Annotated in this window: 13 protein-coding genes; 2 read left to right on the top strand and 11 right to left on the bottom strand. The window is 38.3% G+C overall.

Features of this window, described 5'->3' with window-relative positions:
* Positions 1-26 precede the first annotated feature (26 nt).
* The 3 genes from GKE48_RS09820 to GKE48_RS09810 form a co-directional block, all read right to left on the bottom strand.
* A complete protein-coding gene (locus GKE48_RS09820) occupies positions 27-3,887 on the bottom strand; it encodes a pectate lyase family protein (protein ID WP_154300977.1) in 3,861 nt (1,286 codons plus the stop codon).
* A 220-nt stretch (positions 3,888-4,107) separates the two neighbouring features.
* Complete coding sequence (locus GKE48_RS09815) at positions 4,108-4,710, bottom strand: metallophosphoesterase family protein (protein ID WP_154300976.1); 603 nt, start codon at positions 4,708-4,710, stop codon at positions 4,108-4,110.
* A gap of 38 nt (positions 4,711-4,748) precedes the next feature.
* Positions 4,749-6,668, bottom strand: coding sequence for a BMP family ABC transporter substrate-binding protein (locus tag GKE48_RS09810; RefSeq protein ID WP_154300975.1), 1,920 nt, complete (start codon positions 6,666-6,668; stop codon positions 4,749-4,751).
* 249 nt (positions 6,669-6,917) lie between these two features.
* Here GKE48_RS09810 and GKE48_RS09805 point away from each other — a divergent pair, with 249 nt between their 5' ends.
* A complete protein-coding gene (locus GKE48_RS09805) occupies positions 6,918-8,066 on the top strand; it encodes an aminotransferase class I/II-fold pyridoxal phosphate-dependent enzyme (protein WP_022097685.1) in 1,149 nt (382 codons plus the stop codon).
* A gap of 95 nt (positions 8,067-8,161) precedes the next feature.
* Here the strand turns inward: GKE48_RS09805 and GKE48_RS09800 are convergent, their stop codons facing one another.
* From GKE48_RS09800 to ppdK, 5 genes are all read right to left on the bottom strand, one after another.
* A complete protein-coding gene (locus GKE48_RS09800; RefSeq protein WP_022097684.1) occupies positions 8,162-8,800 on the bottom strand; it encodes a bifunctional 4-hydroxy-2-oxoglutarate aldolase/2-dehydro-3-deoxy-phosphogluconate aldolase in 639 nt (212 codons plus the stop codon).
* 63 nt (positions 8,801-8,863) lie between these two features.
* Positions 8,864-10,159 carry an MATE family efflux transporter gene (locus GKE48_RS09795; protein WP_022097683.1) on the bottom strand — a complete coding sequence of 432 codons (1,296 nt, stop codon included), beginning with the start codon at positions 10,157-10,159 and terminating at the stop codon, positions 8,864-8,866.
* 111 nt (positions 10,160-10,270) lie between these two features.
* Positions 10,271-10,918, bottom strand: a complete 648-nt coding sequence (gene upp, locus GKE48_RS09790) for a uracil phosphoribosyltransferase (protein ID WP_012739488.1) — start codon at positions 10,916-10,918, stop codon at positions 10,271-10,273.
* 29 nt (positions 10,919-10,947) lie between these two features.
* Entirely contained in the window at positions 10,948-12,375 is a 1,428-nt protein-coding gene (locus GKE48_RS09785; RefSeq protein ID WP_012739489.1) for a uracil-xanthine permease family protein, read from the bottom strand.
* A 148-nt stretch (positions 12,376-12,523) separates the two neighbouring features.
* Complete coding sequence (ppdK, locus tag GKE48_RS09780; RefSeq protein ID WP_118369904.1) at positions 12,524-15,154, bottom strand: pyruvate, phosphate dikinase; 2,631 nt, start codon at positions 15,152-15,154, stop codon at positions 12,524-12,526.
* A gap of 234 nt (positions 15,155-15,388) precedes the next feature.
* Here ppdK and GKE48_RS09775 point away from each other — a divergent pair, with 234 nt between their 5' ends.
* Positions 15,389-15,559: a DUF4250 domain-containing protein gene (locus GKE48_RS09775; RefSeq protein ID WP_055285811.1), complete on the top strand. Its 171-nt coding sequence runs from the start codon at positions 15,389-15,391 to the stop codon at positions 15,557-15,559.
* A 355-nt stretch (positions 15,560-15,914) separates the two neighbouring features.
* Here the strand turns inward: GKE48_RS09775 and GKE48_RS09770 are convergent, their stop codons facing one another.
* From GKE48_RS09770 to GKE48_RS09760, 3 genes are all read right to left on the bottom strand, one after another.
* Positions 15,915-16,793, bottom strand: a complete 879-nt coding sequence (locus GKE48_RS09770; RefSeq protein ID WP_154300974.1) for an Rpn family recombination-promoting nuclease/putative transposase — start codon at positions 16,791-16,793, stop codon at positions 15,915-15,917.
* Between the two features lie 361 nt (positions 16,794-17,154).
* Entirely contained in the window at positions 17,155-19,758 is a 2,604-nt protein-coding gene (clpB, locus tag GKE48_RS09765) for an ATP-dependent chaperone ClpB (RefSeq protein ID WP_022097678.1), read from the bottom strand.
* Positions 19,759-19,967: 209 nt separating this feature from the next.
* A complete protein-coding gene (locus GKE48_RS09760; RefSeq protein ID WP_154300973.1) occupies positions 19,968-21,203 on the bottom strand; it encodes a glycerate kinase type-2 family protein in 1,236 nt (411 codons plus the stop codon).
* Positions 21,204-21,220: the final 17 nt, after the last annotated feature.

Raw genomic sequence — 21,220 nt, 5'->3', positions numbered from 1 at the left:
CTATGTGCGGGGAAATTCTCAAAATATTAATACGCTATACCATTAGATACTTCTACATAATAAATATTAACTCCACCAGATTCTGATACAATATAATATTCACCTGCCTCATCTAATCTGAATGATACTGACTTAAGTGAAGAACCAGGTATCTTAGCTGTACTTGTTACATCATTACCATTCTTATCAATAATCTTAATAAGTCTGCTTGTATCTGTATCTGAGCTTGTTGCATATATCTTTACCTTAGATTCACCTGCTGTCTTAAATGCAATAGCTCTTGCAGATTCGCTTCCTGCACCGCCAAGCTTGATTCTCTTTGTAAAGCTGATATTCTTGTAATCCTTATTGCTCTTATCAACCGTTACAGTCTTTTTGCTTGTTGCAACAATCTTAAGACCATCAACTACAGTTGAACTCTTAATCTTTCCTGTTGAAACATCATTAGCATTAAGAATTAATTTTTCACCCTTTGTTGATACTGAAGAAGCTTCTGTTGCTTTTGTTGGAGCCTGTGTAGCCTTTGTTGGAGTCTGTGTCTCCTTTGTTGTTGCCTCTGTCGCCTTAGTTGGAGCCTGTGTCTCCTTTGTTGTGCCTTCAGTAGCTTTAGTTGTTTCCTGAGCCTTTGTTGTCTCTTCTGGCTTAGTTACCTCAGATGATGAATTCTTTGAAGATACACTAATCATCTGATTAGCAACATTGAATCTTGCTCCCATTGAAGCATAGCTTCCTGTTGTCTCATAAAGGCTGTTCATGTTAATTGTTCCATCAGCATTTCTAAGCTGTTTATCTATATTTTTGCTCATATCAATTGCATTAACAGTGTTCTTAAACATTCCAGCTGTCTTAGCAGGGTCAGTTACAACAGTTCCCTTCTTATCTCCACTTACTAAAGAAGTAAACAAAGAACCTGAAAGATTATAATACTTACCTGAATTGTAATATATTGAATCAGCCATTTTACCAGTAAACTTATCTGAATCAATTGCACCAGCTGATACAAGTCCCTTAAATATTGCTGCACTTGATGTTCTGTAACATAAGAAGTTACCCTTCTTAGCATACTTTCCATTGCCCCATGCTGTAACATTTACAATTGTAAGACCTGTTGGGTTATTATTATCTGTAAATCCTGTTGCACCATTGTCAAATGACAGACAATTCATTACATTATGTGGAGTTCCAACACCTGAACCACCAAGCTTAAATCCATTCATATCTCCATTAGCATAATGAACACCATTAGATAATGTTCCGTTGTTAAATGCAACGCAATTTCTTATTGTAATTACACCTATAGGACCTGTTGCACTCTTTGCAAATAAATCCCATCCATCATCTGAGTTGCTGTATGATATACATCCGTCAAATACATTGCCTTCACCACATGTAAGCTTTGCAGCAAATCCATCTGCATTCTCACCTGTACCGCCCTGGTCAGGGAAATCACAGTTATCATGTGATGTACAGTTGATAATCAGGTTATTTGATGGCCATAAATCTTTAGTAGCAGCCGTTGTGTCATATCTTGAAATCTGGAGTCCTGAATCTCTGTTTGCTTCAAATACACATTTTTCAAAAATGTTGTTATTACCAGCAAGTAATACTCCGTTATCTCCAGCACCATAGAAATTAATTCCCTGGAAATACCAGTAATCTCCATCTACAACTACACCTCTGTTAGCTCCGTCAAGCTTCTGTGCTGAAAAATCAAACTTAACTTCCTTGCCACTTTCAGCCTTTACAATAATATAAGAGCCTGATTTTCCATTCATGGCATTATTAATTACAATTGTATCAGAGAACTTATATGTTCCCTCTTTTACAATAATTACATCGCCAGCCTTAGCTGAACTGATTGCATTAAGAATTTCATTTGAAGATGATACATATTTTGCATTCTTGAAATCTGCATCTTTCTTCTTACTGATATCTGTATACGCACCTGAATAAGAAAGGCTTGTCTTATCATATGATGTTGTTGCATCTGAACCCGTTGTTTCCTTTTCAGTTGCCTTTGTTGCGCTTTCTGTTGATTTAGTTGTTGCCTGTGTTGCTTTTGTTGTTGTCTGTGTTTCCTTTGTTGTTGCCTGTGTTGCTTTTGTTGTACTCTCTGTTGCCTTAGTTTCTTCTGTTGTTGGATCTGGTGATACAATCTTCGCATTAGTACCACCTACAGAAACAAGGTCTGTATTCTTGTAATTAGTAACTGTTGCCTTTAATTCCTTATCAATGGCATATACAGAATCATCTTTATCAGAGAATGTCCATGAAATCACTCCACCACCAAGGCTTCCTGCTCCCTTTGCAGATGTTACTACTGAAGGTACATCTTCTGCATTATTAAGACTTCCTGATTTAACTCCGAGATCCTTAGTTGTATCAAAGTTATCATAAGATGTTGCACCTGCTACAGTCTTATATGAAGATGGAACTTTCTCATCTGCTGACTTTGCAAGGTATGCATCAAATGATGCCGCATTTGCAGAATCACCTGTTTCTGAAACAGCATTTGCATAGATAATCTTCTGTGCACCTACGATAACATTTCCATATGCTTTAATGATACCACCGTTCTCACCTGAGAATGTACCCTCACCAAGTGCATCTGTTCCCTGATTAGATGAAAGCATTGGATTCTTACAGTTTCTAAAATAGTTATTCTGTATGAATAATGAAGAACCCATTGTTGAACCAGCACCGTACTTTGCATTGCCATCATAGTAGTTGTTATACATATGCACTGACATTGTTCTTACTCTTGCATGTCTTGAATCAGAATGATCAAACCAGTTATGATGATATGTAATATAGTTAGGACCAGACTCACTCTTCATTCCACATAATGAGCACTTACCTGAGTCATAAAAATGTACATATGAAACTGTTATATACTGTGAATTACCTTTAATGTCAATTGAACCGTCACCCTTTGCCTGGTCAGCATCCCCACCTGCTTTACCATAGTACAGATCAACATTGTGAATCCATACATTGCAGTTTGCTGTATCGAGAGAAATACCATCATCCATGAAATTAATAATTGAGAAATTTCTCATCTCAACATTTCCTGCATTTCTTAAGAGGAAACCGAATCCATTGATTGTTGCATCATCTCCGATACCCTCTATTGTCATATTAAGATTTGAATAAGCACTAGCTCCTTTAATCTGTACTCCCTCAGATGAACTTGAAAACTTATCCATTGCAGTATCTGTAACACATCCGATTACACGAACATCAAGTGCTCTTGTTTCTATCCCCTTGCTAGCACTTTTTGTATATGCATCAATTATTGTCTGAAGACCTGTATATTCCTTCTCTCCCTTTGCCTCTTTTACTGATGCCTTAATTGTCTTTGCATTATCGTTAGTAACATAAAGAACAATTGCATCTTTCTTAAGTGTTCCATTCTCATTGTAAGCACCTGAACCTGTTTTATATTTTGATTCAGATGAAAATGCAAATCCGGATCTGTCATAAGAACTTACATTGAGTGTCTTAGTAACCTGTGCTTTGTCAGTAACTTCCTTTCCGTTCTTTACAGGAACTACCTTAATAACATAGTCACCTGCCGCAAGTCCTACTGCATCAACCCTGTAGTAGTTCTTATACTTTCTGATAAGTTCATTGTCGATTCTTGCATAGGCAGAATCTGACTGACTGGCTTTCTTGATATATGCTGTATATCCTTCTGCCTGATTATCAATGGTCCACTGTGCATATGCTGACTCTAACCATCCTGCCGCACCATCAATAAATTTAACTGTTCCAACATCCGCCTTTGCTGTAAGAAGTGATGTAGGAATCACGATACTCACAATCATAACCAATGCAAGTACCCATGCCCATTTTCTACGAGCTGCTTTGCTAATAATAGCTTTCATGTTTTGCTTTTCCTCCTCAATACATTTTTTTGTGCATTTTGCTTTAACCAGCAAGGGTTTATGTCGTTATATTAGCAACTTTTACTCAAAAAGTACATGTATGTTAAGTAGGAAATAGGTACCATTTTCATAACTTTTAAGTACTTCATATTAAAATATGACAAAAATATGTAAAACACCGTGGCACATTTGCTATTAAGCTAATATGCCACGGTGCAGATTAAGCATCCGGATATTCCAATATATATCTCTCATAACCATTAATTATCTTAGTATTCTCATTATATTCATATTCCTGCTTAAACTTCATCTGGTAGGTCTTGTGGATATGACCATGGATGAAATACTTAGGCTTATATTTTTCCAACAGATAATTAAAGCCCTCAAAACCCTTATGCGGTTCGTCAGGTCCGTCACCTATTCCCGCTGCCGGTGAATGTGTAAGCAGTATATCAAAGCCCCTGTTCTTCTTTATTGAAAGCCACATTTTATTAATTCTGTGGTTCATCTCTTTCTGTGTATACTGGTTCTTTCCCTTCTTATAGCGTATAGAACCACCAAGTCCCATAATACGGACACCTTTATACACATATATCTTATCCTCAATATTGATACATCCATCCGGTGGCTGTATATCATAACAGTCATCATGATTGCCATGCACATAAAGAATAGGTACTTTTGAAAATGATGCAAGAAACGACAGATACTGGGGCTTTAAATCCCCTGCTGAAAGTATAAGATCTATACCTTCCAATTTTTCCTTTTCGAAATAATCCCATAAGTACTTTGATTCAACATCCGCTAACACAAGTATTTTCATTAATAATTCCCCAGCCACCACTGCAGGCAGCATGCTTTCTATTCTTCTTCTTTGACAACACCCTGAAGTGCCATTTTTAATTTAGCATTATCTGTAAGTTCATTATACCGAGGCAGTCTGCCAACCACATTATCAAGCAGCCAGTCCATAGTAATTATATGTTCCGGATCAATAAGCTTCCCTTCTTCAACCCTTATATTACCCTGCTGATCTTTTAATTCACCCTCAAACACTCTGAACCTTGCTTCCTTAAGTTCTTTCTCAAAGAGCTTTACAAGTCTCTTAGTTGCTGATGGCAGACTCTCTGAATATATAAGATCAACAACTCCTGCCGACATTCCCCACCAGTAATTAAGTGCTTTTACATTATCGCCGTCCTCATCCTTACTCCATGAACCACTCATAATGCTCTGTATAAGCTTTTCATAAAAAACTCCCCAGTGCCATACAGGCATAGCCAGGTGCTTATCCGAATCACTCGCTTTATACAACCCGAACTTTCTCTTACTCTTGCCCGGAGTAATCATATCCTGATTAGAAATAATGCTTATATTCTTCTTAGCAAGATTTTCCTCTGAATCATTATCCTTAATACTGTTCCATTCAAGGTAAACCTTGGCTCTTGGATTAACAAACTTTACTCCCAATGCAAATGCATTTATATTCGCACATGCCCCATAAACCGGATTATCAGCTATATAACCAACATTATCGTCATCAGCCAGTGAACCTGCAATAATCCCTGTTATAAACTTTGCTTCAAACATTCTTGCATAATATGACCTGATATATTTATGTGAAATGTTAAGAGAACAATCAAGAATCTTTACTGACGGATGTGCTATTGCAGCTTTAAGTCCAGCCATATTCATCGCCGAAGATGTCACGAATATAAGATCACATCCTTTATCTATAAGTCTGTTGATTGCCGCCTCATCATTCTGCTCCGGTATCACATTCTCCTCAACGTATGTCTCTATCTGGTCACCAAATGTATCATCAATATACTGTCTTCCAAGCTCATGTGCATAACACCACTCTGAATCCTGCGGTGTTTTTTCATATACAAATCCAACCTTAAGCTTCTTAACTCCTCCACCCATTGGAAGCAGATAGCTTAATATATTCTTCTTAGGTGCTGCTGCCGGCGTCATCTTAAGTTCCACTTCACTGTTATCATCAAGAAGCTCGAATTCAGCCCATGTTTTGGCGACATTCTTTGCCATCTCAGACTTAGTCATCTTCTTAACAGCATCATATCCGTGAATATGAATGAAGCGTAAAAATGAATCTCCTGTTGGAAAATCAAACTTATCCCCTCCTCTTGATTCATAAGCAAGCCTGAAATTAAGATAGCACGAAACAAGGTCTTTCTTATCATCCTCATCCATTGGTTCTCCTGGTGTAATTCCAACCAGCTCCATAAGAGTTGTAAAACTGCCCTCTTTACTGAAATATATATCGTTTAACTTGGTAGATTTATAAAAATCCATGAATTCATAATATATCTTAACATCAGGATCATCACTGTATTTAGGTATCTTTCTTATAACCTGTGCACTTACTGTCACCGCCTTAAAATATTTAAGTACACTGACTCTTTTATTACCTTCAAGCACATAGAACTTATTCATGTACTCATATACTTTAATATCGTCTCTTATTCCTTCATTCACCTGACTGTCGCTAAGCGAAGCCCACTTTGCTGAAAATTCTGTTCCCCAGTCAAGTATAGGCATGAAGTTGTCTGCAAATGCAGTAGTTCTACCTGCTGTACATGTTCCAACCACAAGTCTTAACGGAATCTGGTCACTTCCAAGACTAACTTCTCTGTCAATACTGTTTTCATCAATAATATCCTCCAAAACCGGAAGATATGGGTACGTACCCTTATTTACACACGCATGATATTCTTTTTTACCAATCTTTACTGCACTAAGATAATCCTGTACTGACATATCTTCTACCTTTCCTTTCTGTCTGCATTCTACCGTTTAATGTTCCTGTATGTAACATTTGCAGACCGCCATATCTTATTTATTTCTACTTACATATATAAAACTATCACATTTTCACCAAAAAATACACCTTAAAATTGACTTTTGTTAATTATGCTAGTATCTTATTCGATAGGCTTGAAATTTTTCTATATTTCGGGTCTGAATAAAATGCATGCAGATACGCATTTAAAGAAATGGAGTATACATATGAATATTGAATTTTCTAAGAGAGCTGACCGCTTTGGCAGCAACATTTTTAATATACTTAATCAGAAAAAGAATGACAGACTTGCACAGGGAAAGCCGGTATATAACTTTACTGTAGGAACTCCTGATTTCAAGCCTGATGAATCTGTTATGAAGGTTGTTTCAGAGGCAGCACTTGACCCTGAGAATTACAAGTACTCACTTGGTGATACTGATGAATTGCTTGACGCTGTATGCAAATGGTACAAACGCCGTTACAACACCGTTATCACACCTGATGAAGTCGCCTCTGTATTCGGAACCCAGGAAGGCATGGCTCATATTGCCCTTGCTTTGTGCAACCCTGGTGATTTATGCTTAGTTCCTAATCCAGGATATCCTATATTCGAGATTGGACCATTCCTGTGTGACGCACAGATTGCTTATTACAATCTTCTCCCAGAGAATGATTATCTTATAGATTTTGATTCTATCGATGAAGATACTGCAAAAAAAGCCAAAATGATGGTTGTATCTTATCCACTGAATCCTGTATGTGCTACTGCACCTGATGAATTCTACGATAAACTCATCGCATTTGCCAAGAAATATAACATCATTATTATTCACGACAACGCATATTCTGAGATTATATATGACGGACAGATTGGTGGCTCTTTCTTAAGCCACGAAGGTGCTATGGAAGTCGGAGTTGAATTCAACTCTCTTTCTAAGACTTATAATCTTACTGGTCTGCGCCTTTCATTTCTTATCGGAAACCGTGAAATCGTAAGCAAATTCAAAACTGTCCGCTCACAATTTGACTATGGAACAAGTTTTATATATCAGAAAGCTGCTGTTGCTGCACTTAACGGTCCGCAAGGATATGTCGCTGACAACCGTGCTGAATATGAGTTAAGAAGAAATGCTCTCGTTGCCGGAATTAAGAAGCTTGGACTTAAACCTGCTGATGTTAAAGGCACAATGTTTGTATGGGCTGCCATTCCTGACGGCTATACCAGTTCAGCTGATTATGTTATGGAACTTCTTAATAAGACTGGCGTTTTATGTACACCTGGAAGCAGCTTCGGAAGCCTTGGAGAAGGTCATGTAAGATTTGCCCTTGTACTTCCCCATGAAGAAATTGAGAATATTTTTTCTAATCTGTAATTCACTAAAAAACATAATATACGTACAAAACCCCGTATCCTGCAAAACAGAATACGGGGTTTATATGTATCTTTGCTATTAACAATCACTGGTGATTAGCCACGGATCTTCTTAACAAGAGCAACAGCCTCTGCTGTCATATCCTTAATCTTGTCAAATTCTCCTGCCTTAATCATATCACCCTTAACCATCCATGAACCACCACAGCAGAAGATCTTATCGCATGATAAGAATTCCTCAAGGTTAGCTGTGTTGATACCACCTGTAGGCATGATTCTTACATTAGTGTAAGCTGCGCACATAGCCTTGATCATCTTAATTCCACCTGCAGCTGTAGCTGGGAAGAATTTAACTCTTGTAAGGCCTCTCTTAACAGCCTGTGCAAGCTCTGAAGGTGTAACGATACCTGGCATAACAGGAATGTTCTTAGAAATACAGTAATCAACGATTTCTGGATCAAATCCTGGGCTTACGATAACTGAAGCACCAGCTGCTACAGCTCTGTCAACCTGCTCTGTTGTAAGTACTGTACCTGCTGCAAGTACCATATCTGGATATGCTTCATGCATAAGACGGATAGATTCCTCAGCTGCTGCTGTACGGAATGTAACCTCTGCACAAGGAAGACCACCATCAACTAAAGCCTTAGCTAATGGAAGTGCATCTTTAGCATCATTCAATACTACTACTGGAATTACTCCAAGTTCTTCAAATTTGTCTGCAATATTGCTCATAATTATATAGACTCCTTTCATATTTCCCCAATCTCTGGGATAATTTTGTCCGCAAATATTCTATCACACTCTCATCGCCATTACAAGCATTATAAATGTTGTTATTCCCTCAGCAACAGCATACGCAAGCCATACTCCTGTCATTCCAAAAAATGCCGACATTACAAAAACTGCACCTAAAATCAGCACAAATCCTCTTGCCACAGAAACAACTGCCGCTTTAAACGCATCCTCTGTTGCACTGAATGCACCGCCACCTACAATGTTAATTCCCGCAAAGAATATTCCAATAAAATATAACTTAACACCTTCTGTTGCGTAAAGCCTTAACATTTCTGAACCTTCACTGTTAAACACTGCGACAAACTGTCCTGCAAATATAAACAATATACTATACATAACCGCTGCAAGTACAAATGCTGTTGTATATCCCATTCGTTTTAACTGTGTACATCCATCCTTGTCTCCCCTGCCGAAACAACTGCTTATAAGTGGCTGACTTCCCTGTGCAACACCATTAAATACCGCAGTTGTGACAATTGCAATATTAGCCACAACTCCGTATGCAGCTACTCCGACATTACCAGCCAGCTTAAGTATTACGAAATTAAAAGCAAGTGTAATGACCGCTGACGACATCTCTCCTACAAATGCCGATACACCAAGCTGGCACCCTGCCACAAGTTTTCTGACTGAAGGCTTACACACAACAAGCCTGACACTGCTTTTCTTAGAGAAGAAATGTATGCTGCATATTCCCATTCCGATAATCGGCGACAAAGCTGTTGCCAGTGCTGCACCTTCCATTCCCAGATTCATCGGGAACATGAGAATATAGTCAAATACTATATTAAACAAACTGCTAAAAAGTGTTGCACTCATAGCAATTCCCGGTGCTCCGTCATTTCTTACAAATGCATTAGTCACATAGTTGCACATAAACATAGGTGCAAAACACATGAATATCTTAGTGTAATTATTTCCAACTGCTACAATATGTTCATCAGCTCCTAGAACACGCATGATATCTGCCGAAAAGAATATTCCGGCAAAAACGAATAGCATGCTTGACAATATACACCATATTAATGCATTCCAGAAATAATCATCTGCATCTGCATCTTTTTTAATCTTACTAATTGCATACCTTATAGCTGAACCAACACCAATCATCTCACCAATTGAGAATATTATACTATATAATGGCATAACAAGATTTAATGCTGTAAGTCCGTCTGCTCCCTTTGCTATAGATATAAAATACGAGTCAGCAAGAACGTAGCATGAAAACCCTATCATTCCGAGAATATTCTGCGATACATATTTAGAAAAATTCTTTCTGTTTTCCTCCTTGCTCATCGAAATCTCCTTAATTAAATAATATAAGTTACAAAAACGGCTCCCGTTGGGAGCCGCATTTTACACACTATCATATCTCTTAACACAAAGCAATTACATGCCCATAATTATTTACTTAGTTCCGAAGATTCGGTCTCCGGCATCCCCAAGTCCTGGGCAAATATAAGCATCTGCGTTAAGCTCTCTGTCAAGATGTCCAATGTATATCTGAACATCCGGATGCGCCTTATGAAGCTTTTCAACTCCCTCTGGGGCAGCTATGATACACATGAACTTAATCTGCTTTCCGCCAACCTTCTTTATCTGGTCAATTGCATCAACTGCCGAACCACCTGTTGCAAGCATCGGATCTGTTACAACAATAGTTCTTTCCTCTATTGGATGTGGAAGCTTGCAGTAATATGGTACAGGCTCATGTGTCTCTTCATTACGATACATTCCAATATGTCCAACCTTAGCTGTTGGTACAAGTGAAAGTACACCAGGAACCATGCCAAGGCCTGCCCTTAAGATAGGAACAATTGCAAGCTTACGTCCTGAAATCATAGGTGTCATACAAGTCTCAATAGGTGTCTCAATCTCAACATCTTCTGTTGGAAGATCTGATAATGCCTCAAAACCTTCAAGCATAGCTATTTCTTCAACGAGCTTTCTGAATTCATTAGTTCCTGTTTTCTTATCTCTAAGAATTGAAATCTTATGCTGGATAAGTGGATGTGTAAATATAGTTATATTCTTCTCATTCTCAAAATCCATCATTATTAAGTACCTCCAAATTTTATTGTTATTTACTTATTATCTTCTGATTCTTCTTTTTCAGAGTCTGTGTTCATAACATAAACTCCACGGCTGCTGTCACCTGCTGGATTCTTACCGAATTCATAATCATTACCAGGTAATATAGCATTAAGAAGAATACCTGCTATAGCAGCGATTGCAAGTGCTGTAAGTGTTATAGATGTTCCACCGATTGTAAATGTAAGTCCACCACCGAAGCCTAAACCACATACAAATATAACACCTGCAATAATAAGGTTTCTTGACTTAGTAAGGTCAACCTTGTTCTCAACAACATTTCTTACACCGATAGCTGAAATCATACCATAAAGCATGAATGATATACCACCGATAATTGCTGTTGGCATAGTTGATATAACTGATGAAAACTTAGGTATGAATGAAAGTATAATTGCAAATACTGCTGCAATTCTGATTACTCTTGGGTCATATACCTTAGAAAGTTCAAGAACTCCTGTGTTCTCACCATATGTAGTATTAGCCGGACCTCCAATTGCACCTGCAAATGCTGTTGCAACACCATCACCAATAAGTGTTCTGTGAAGTCCCGGATCTGCTAAGTAGTTTTCTTCAACTGTAGCCGAAATAGCTGACATATCTCCGATATGCTCCATCATTGTTGCAATAGCAATAGGTGCCATTACAAGGATTGCTGTTACATCAAACTTCATAAACTGGAACTTTGGAATTCCTACCCATGAAGCAGATGCAATTGATGAGAAATTAAGTATTGCTGAACCATCAGGATTATGTACGCCACATGCATTAAGAATAAGTGCAAATACATATGAAATTACTACGCCCATAAGAATAGGAATAATCTTGAAAAGTCCCTTGCCCCATATATTGAATATAATAATTACAGCAAGTGCAACAAATGCAAGTAACCAGTTAGTTGAAGCATTTGTAATAGCTGAACCTGCAAGTGAAAGACCAATACATATAATGATAGGTCCTGTAACTACAGGTGGAAGGAATTTCATAACTCTGTTGACTCCAACAAGCTTAATTATAAGTGCAAGTACAAAGTAAAGCATTCCGGCAACAAATATACCACCACATGCATAAGCAGCCTTATCATTAGCTGACATTCCAGCATACATACCGCTGTCAAGATTAGCTACTGTGTAGAATCCACCAAGAAATGCAAAGGAAGATCCTAAGAATGCAGGTACTTTGAATTTAGTACACAGGTGGAATATCAATGTACCAAAGCCTGCACAGAAAAGTGTTACTGATACAGACAGACCTCTGGTAAGCTCCTCACCGCAGGCAGCCTGAAAGTATCCTGATACCAGAATAGGTACAAGGATAGTTGCGCCAAACATGGCAAACATATGCTGAATACCAAGAATCAGCATCTTCGCTTTACCAAGCTTTCTGGCATCACGAATAGGTTCGATTTTCTTTTGTTCCATAATACGCTCCAATCAATATATATTTTACATTATTATAGAACATATCGTGATTTAGGGCAATGAAAAAATATTCCATTTTAAACATTTCGGGGCATGAAAAGCTTTCGCCTTCCATGCCCCGAAACTCGTGTTATGGTCAGAAATTGGATTATTTCTCTTCTGCAATAGCAGCCTGTGCTGCTGCAAGTCTTGCAATAGGTACTCTGAATGGTGAGCAGCTCACATAATCAAGACCAATCTTGTGGCAGAATGCAACTGATGAAGGATCTCCACCATGCTCTCCACAGATACCTATGTGAAGATCCGGATTAACCGGTCTTCCAAGCTTTATTGTCATCTCCATAAGCTTACCAACACCATTCTGGTCAAGCTTTGCAAATGGGTCATTCTCAAATATCTTAGATTCATAGTATGCATTAAGGAACTTACCAGCGTCATCTCTTGAGAATCCGAATGTCATCTGTGTAAGATCGTTAGTACCAAAGCAGAAGAAATCAGCTTCCTTGGCAATCTCATCAGCAGTAAGTGCAGCTCTTGGAATCTCAATCATAGTACCAACCTCGTATTCAAGGTCGATTCCTGCTGCCTTAATCTCTTCATCTGCTGTCTCAACAACAGTCTTCTTTACATACTTTAATTCCTTAACCTCACAGATAAGCGGAATCATAATCTCCGGCTTAACATTCCAGTCAGGATGTGCCTTCTTAACATTGATTGCAGCTCTTATAACAGCTCTTGTCTGCATCTTGGCAATCTCTGGATATGTTACTGCAAGACGGCATCCTCTGTGTCCCATCATTGGATTAAACTCATGAAGACTTGCAATAATATTCTTAATAGTCTCTACTGACTTGCCCTGTGATTCAGCTAACTTCTTAATATCTTCTTCCTCTGTAGGAACAAATTCATGAAGAGGTGGATCAAGGAATCTGATAGTTACAGGATTACCTTCAAGTGCCTCATAAAGTGCTTCGAAATCTCCCTGCTGATATGGCAGAATCTTATCCAGTGCTGCTTCTCTTTCTTCTACAGTATCAGAACATATCATCTCTCTGAATGCTGCAATTCTGTCCTCTTCAAAGAACATATGCTCAGTACGGCAAAGTCCGATACCTTCTGCTCCAAGTTCTCTTGCCTTCTTGGCATCCTTAGGAGTATCTGCATTAGTACGAACCTTTAACTTTCTGTACTTGTCTGCCCACTCCATAACTCTTCCAAACTCACCTGCAATCTTGGCATCAACCGTAGGAATCTGTCCATCATATATATTACCTGTTGTACCATCAATAGATATATAATCTCCTTCATGATATTCCTTGCCTGCAAGTGTGAATTTCTTATTAGCTTCGTCCATTGCAATATCACCACAGCCAGATACACAGCAGGTTCCCATACCTCTTGCAACAACCGCTGCATGGCTTGTCATACCTCCTCTTACAGTAAGAATACCCTGTGAAGCCTTCATACCTGTAATATCTTCTGGCGATGTCTCAAGTCTTACAAGAACAACCTTCTCACCTCTTGCATTCCACTCTTCTGCGTCTTCTGCTGAGAAAACAATCTTACCACATGCAGCGCCAGGAGATGCTCCAAGACCTCTTCCTGCTGGAGTTGCAGCCTTAAGTGCAGCTGCATCAAACTGAGGATGAAGAAGTGTATCAAGATTACGAGGATCAATCATTGCAACTGCTTCCTTCTCTGTTCTCATCCCCTCATCTACAAGGTCGCATGCAATCTTTAATGCTGCCTGTGCTGTTCTCTTACCATTACGTGTCTGTAACATGAACAGCTTGCCATGCTCTACTGTAAATTCCATATCCTGCATATCTCTGTAATGTTCTTCCAGAGTTGCACACACATCCTTAAACTGCTCAAATGCTTCCGGGAACTTCTCACTCATTTCCTGAATATGCATTGGAGTTCTTACTCCGGCAACAACATCTTCACCCTGTGCGTTAGTAAGGAACTCTCCAAAAAGTCCTTTAGCACCAGTTGCAGGATCTCTTGTAAATGCAACACCAGTTCCACAGTCATCCCCCATATTACCAAATGCCATAGACTGTACATTAACTGCTGTTCCCCAAGAATAAGGAATATCATTATCTCTTCTGTATACATTAGCTCTTGGGTTGTCCCATGAACGGAATACAGCTTTTATAGCTCCGTATAACTGTTCCTTAGGATCATCTGGGAAATCCTTGCCAATCTTAGACTTATATTCAGCCTTAAACTGTGTTGCAAGCTCCTTAAGATCATCCGCTGTAAGCTCTACATCAAGCTTAACCCCTCTCTCATCCTTCATCTTGTCAATAAGCTCTTCGAAATATTTCTTGCCAACTTCCATAACTACATCTGAATACATCTGGATAAATCTTCTATAACAATCCCATGCCCATCTTGGATTGCCGGATTTCTGTGCAATTACATTAACAACGTCCTCGTTAAGTCCAAGATTAAGGATTGTATCCATCATACCCGGCATAGAAGCTCTTGCTCCAGAACGAACAGAAACTAAAAGTGGATTCTCCATATCTCCAAACTTCTTGCCTGTAATCTGTTCCATCTTCTCAATATGTTCGTTAATCTGTCCCATGATCTCATCATTGATTTCTCTACCATCCTCGTAATACTGGGTACAAGCTTCCGTAGTAATAGTAAACCCCTGTGGAACCGGAAGACCAATATTAGTCATCTCTGCCAGATTCGCACCTTTACCACCGAGAAGCTCACGCATATCTGCGTTACCCTCTGTAAACAAATACACCCATTTCTTTCCCATAACAAAACCTCCATAATTTAATATTCAGTTATTTAAGTAGTATATTTCTTAGCTTGTTAAAATTATAACATAGTAATCGTTTTCGTGCAACCATAAATGTATTTATTTTAATACAATTTTATATACAAGCCTTACATTTACAGAATATGCTTAATATGGGAAAATATTCATGCTGTACTAAATAGTACAACAATAGAGCAATCACTGAAAACACAATATAAGGAGGATTTTTCTATGCCTAAAGACCCTGTTATGCTTTTAAGCTTTGTCAATACACAACTTCGAGACAATTACAATTCATTAGAGGAACTGTGCAAATCTTATATGATTTCTGAGGAAGAAATAACCAATAAGTTAAAATCAATTAATTATGAATATAATACTGAAAAGAACCAGTTTATCTAGTTCTGTATAAATATGTCTTAATCTGATTATTGATTCGTTGTTCATGATACCTATAGGTAGTCGCATTATCACTTGATTTATAGGACATATCCAGGCAGAATCCTTATTCAACCTTCACTTTTTCTTCCAATCTGCCTATAGATAAACTTCCTCGTGCCTGCCTGATAGGTATATTCCTGCAATTTCATGTATTTCTGCCTGAAATTTGCCTATATAGATTGATTATTTATTGTTCTTATAGGAACACGCAGAAGTAAGTTCCTGAACAGAAACAGACTTTTCCATAAAATAAAAGCAATGCCAGTATCCACTCTTCCCAGCATTGCTTTATCTTTATATATTATATTGTCAGCTATCACTCCATATCCGGACACTTGTATCCCGCATTAATCATATTAGCTCGCAGCTTTTCTACACTTACCCCTAGCTTTTGTGCACCCTTTTCCATACTTATGCTCTCATCTTCGACCAGTGAATATATCATCTGGTTGCCTTCTTCTCTTCCTTTCTGAAGTCCTTTCTCAATTCCCCTGTCTTCAAGTCTCTGCGCTACATCACACATATTGCTCACTCCTTCCTTATCTGACAATATCTCTTCATATCTGTTATCCCCTGTCATAACTGATAAGAACTTTAGTATCTCATCCACATGCTTAATTGTTGTCTTATCATCTGGTATGTAATCTTTGTTCTTTCTCTTGTTCACAAAGAAATTAGCAACTATCTTATAATCACTCGTAAACTTTGCTATCTGTTCATCTGTCAGCCACGCTATCTCAAATACATTAGCTTTAGTGTCATTAACATACTTATCCAGATTATCCGGGACTTTAATCAGAGACTTAAGATTCTTTGGTGCTGTCCATTTTCTGTCTGTACCATAATACAGAACCATCGTTATTACCGGCACTATTGTTTTCTTATCACATTGACCTCTGTATGAAGAACCTTCATATCCTGATATTCTTGCCGGCATTCTTTTCTCAACCTTTGTCTGATTCTCTATGCCATACAGGACTATGTCTGTACCTCCTCTTTTCCAATACTTAGCAATATCGCGTTCCTGTTCATGAACTTTTCCATCTTCAGCCTTATACTGTGAATGAACTGTCGTATTAACAAGTTCATTCTCTTCAACCTCCGACTTTCCATCAAATAACAACACATTAACAATATCCGCAAATATATCATTATTATCTTCCAGTACCTTTTGTGTTATATCTTTCTCTTTCATTCACATACAAGCAGTCTGTCATGAATCTTTAACCATAAATCATTTTTAATATACAATTAATATAATTTTTTGTCAATACCGTAATTGCGGTTTGCCTATAAAGTATGCTGTCAGAAATTCAAAGAATAAATTGTTGGTTTGCTTTCAAAAAGCCTACTAAACTTGCATTACACAATAGTTTAGTAGGCTTTTTAATTTCATCAATGACAACTTTCAATTTCAAAAACCTACTAATTCGCATATATACCATAATCTGGTAGGCTTTTATTTCAAAAGTATCATCTGTATTTATATTCATTTAGCAAAAGTCAAAAATTCCAATGCCCCCAAAAGGACCATAAAGTTCTTACAATATCAGGCCTTATCCCTCAACAGCCCTTGCAGCGGCTCTGGCTGTCAGCTTTCCATCTACAAGGTCAATAACAATATCATCCCCTGTATTGATATTGCCTGCAAGTATTAACTTGGCTGCCAGTGTCTCAACTGTCTTCTGGACATATCTCTTAAGCGGTCTTGCACCATACATTGGGTCAAATCCGTTTTCAACTATGAAATCCTTGGCTGCATCTGTAAGAACAATCTCAAGCTCTTTATCTGCAAGTCTCTTGTTAACATCTGCAACAAGAAGATTGATAATATTGCTGATATTATCCTTAGTAAGAGGCTTGAACATAATTATCTCATCAAGACGGTTAAGGAATTCAGGTCTGAAATGATTCTTTAAATCACCCATAACAGCTTCCTCTGCCTCTGGCTTAATTGAGCCATCAGGATTGATGCCTTCAAGCAGATATGAAGAACCAATGTTACTTGTCATTATGATTATAGTGTTCTTAAAATCCACAGTTCTTCCCTGTGAATCAGTGATACGGCCATCATCAAGTACCTGTAAGAGGACATTAAATACATCTGGATGTGCCTTCTCAACTTCATCAAAAAGAACAACTGAATATGGTTTTCTTCTTACAGCTTCTGTAAGCTGTCCACCTTCATCATAACCTACATATCCTGGAGGCGCTCCGATAAGTCTGGATACTGAATACTTCTCCATATACTCGGACATATCAAGTCTTACTATATTAGATTCATCATCAAACAGACTCTCAGCCAGTGCCTTTGCAAGCTCTGTCTTACCTACACCTGTAGGTCCTAAGAACAGGAATGAACCGATTGGCTTAGTCGGGTCTTTAATACCAGCCTTAGACCTTATGATTGCCTCTGTTACCTTAGTAACACCTTCATCCTGACCGATAACTCTCTTGTGGAGCTGTTCATCAAGATTAAGAGTTTTCTGTCTTTCAGACTCACTTAACTTGCTAACCGGAATACCAGTCCATCTTGATATAATCTTAGCAATCTCTTCCTCAGTAACACTTTCATGAACAAGGCTCATATCTCTGTTACTTGACTTCTTCTCTGCTTCTTCCAAAGCCTTCTGTGCCTGTGGAAGTTTACCATACTGAAGTTCTGCTGCCTTATTAAGATCATATTCTCTCTTAGCCTGTGCTATCTGGGTATTAATCTGGTCAATCTCTTCCTTTAACTTGCTTACCTGGTCAACAGAAGATTTCTCGCTGTCCCATTTAGCTTTCTGGATATTGAAATCAGACCTTAATTCAGACAATTCCTTCTGTAATGCATCAAGTCTTTCCTTACTGAGGTTATCTGTCTCTTTCTTAAGTGCAGCCTCCTCAATCTCAAGCTGCATAATCTTTCTTCTCTTCTCATCAAGTTCTGCAGGCATTGAATCAAGTTCAGTCTTAATCATTGCACATGCCTCATCTACAAGGTCAATAGCCTTATCTGGCAGGAATCTGTCTGAAATGTATCTGTCTGACAAGGTAGCTGCACTTACAAGTGCGCCATCTGTAATCTTAACTCCATGGAACACTTCATATCTGTCCTTAAGACCTCTAAGGATTGAGATAGTATCCTCAACTGTAGGTTCATCAACCATAACTGGCTGGAATCGTCTTTCAAGTGCCGGGTCTTTCTCAATATACTCTCTGTGCTCATCAAGAGTTGTAGCACCTATACAATGAAGTTCACCACGGGCAAGCATTGGTTTTAGCATATTACCTGCATCCATAGCACCTTCTGTTTTACCTGCACCGACAATAGTGTGAATTTCATCAATAAACAGGATTATCTGACCTTCAGATTTCTTAACCTCATCAAGTACAGCCTTAAGTCTTTCCTCGAATTCACCACGATATTTTGCACCTGCAACAAGCGCACCCATATCCAGTGCAAAAAGCTTCTTATCCTTTAAGCCTTCTGGAACATCACCTCTCACGATTCTCTGTGCAAGTCCTTCAACAACTGCTGTTTTACCAACACCTGGCTCACCAATAAGAACGGGATTGTTCTTAGTCTTACGGGAAAGGATTCTTATTACATTTCTTATTTCATTATCTCTGCCGATAACCGGATCAAGCTTTCCATCCTTGGCTCTTTCTACAAGGTCTGTAGCATATTTGCTAAGAGTATCATAAGTTGCCTCCGGATTATCCGAAGTAACACTCTGGTTGCCTCTTACTGTAGCAAGGGCTGACAGGAATGATTCCCTGTTAATTCCATATGTCTTAAAAAGCTGCTTTATGCCCTTGTTAGGTGCTGCAATCATCGCAAGCATAAGATGCTCAACAGAAACATATGCATCCCCCATTCTCTTTGCTTCATCTTCAGCATTTACTAAAACCTTATTAAGATCATTGCTTACATAAAGCTGTACATTTCCTGAAACCTTATTCTTCTGGCTAAGCAGAGTCTCAATATTCTTAATAAATGTGTCCTTATCAATTCCCATCTTCTCTATCAGGCTCGCGATAAGACTATCTTCTATAGTTAAGAGACTGTACAGAAAATGTTCCTGATCAATCTCCTGATTACCATAATCGTAGGCAATCTTCTCGCACTGGTTAACAGCCTCAATAGACTTCTGTGTAAACTTATTAATGTTCATACGATTACCTCCTTCTATTACAATGAATGCTTAACTTCACTGTTTATCTATTGTTTTCCTCTTACAATTGATGTTATACATCTCATTGTTAGCACTGTCAAGAGGTGAGTGCTAATGAATTTATTAAAAAAATATAAAGCCAGCAAAATACTGGCTTTACACTATAATAAATAATTAAATTATATATTTTTATCGCTTTATGTACCTTATCAATCTGATATAAGCAGCACGGAAACATCATTAACATTTGTTCCCGTAGGACCTGTTATAATAAGCCCCTCTGTTAGTTTCAATGCATTATAAGCATCATTATTCTTAAGTACTTCAAATATATCTATTCCTTTATTCTTTAATTCTCCTGCTGTATAACCATCGCTATATCCACCTGCCGCATCCGTAGGTCCGTCTGTTCCATCGCTGCCTATACTGAATACTGCCGCATTTGACATTCCCTTAATACCTTCTGCTGCTGATAATGCAATCTCCTGATTTCTTCCGCCTTTACCATGTCCGGTAATATTAACAACAGTTTCTCCGCCTGCTATGTATGCCAGCTTCTTTCCTGACTTACAATGTGTCTTTGCTATAGATGCAAGAAAACTTCCGGCTTCTTTTGCCTGACAGCATAACTGGTCCGTAAGCATTACTGGTTCATATCCATACTTTGAACATTCCCTTGATACTGCACTGCATAATTCACGCACACTTCCATTAATAAAAGTTGTTACATTATCCAGTTTCTTCGGTGTCTCAATATCCATCAGCTTTTTTACATCTTCACTTATATTAAGATTATATTTTTCTACAATGTGCCATGCTTCTTCACATGTTGTTGTATCTGCACATGCCGGACCTGAAGCAATCATATCCAGTGGGTCACCAAGTATATCTGATAATACTATTGATAATACATGCGCCGGTTCACATAATTTTGCAAACCGTCCGCCCTTTACTTCTGATAAGCGTTTTCTTATCGTATTAATCTCAACAATATCTGCGCCGCATGCAAGTAACTGATTAGTTATATCCTGCAATTCTTCTCCTGTAATCTTCGGCTTCTCAAATAAAGCACTTCCTCCACCTGAAAGAAGAAAAAGCACTGTATCATTCTTATTGAGTCCGCTTACCATCTCAATAGCTGCCTGTGTTGCTTTAAATGAATTCTCATCTGGAACAGGGTGGCCTGCCTCAAAACATTCTATTCTTTCAATCGGCTCTTTTACATGTCCATACTTCGTTATTACAATTCCTTCATTTATTCTGTCTCCCAGACAGTCACTTGCCGCCTTTGCCATCTGCCATGCGGCTTTTCCTACTGCTACAAGAATAACTTTTCCATCAAATTTCCTGTCTTTAAGTGTTTTCTTAACTGCTTCATCCGGAAGAACTGCTTTAATTGCCGCATCAATTATATTGTCTGCAACCGCTCTTAATTCTTTATTCATAAGATTCTCCTTCCTGA

The organism is Lachnospira eligens (genome assembly GCF_009680455.1).
Classification (GTDB): Bacteria; Bacillota; Clostridia; order Lachnospirales; family Lachnospiraceae; genus Lachnospira; species Lachnospira eligens_A.
Note: the sequence above shows the minus strand (reverse complement) of the source record. Positions and strands in the feature narration are given on the sequence as shown.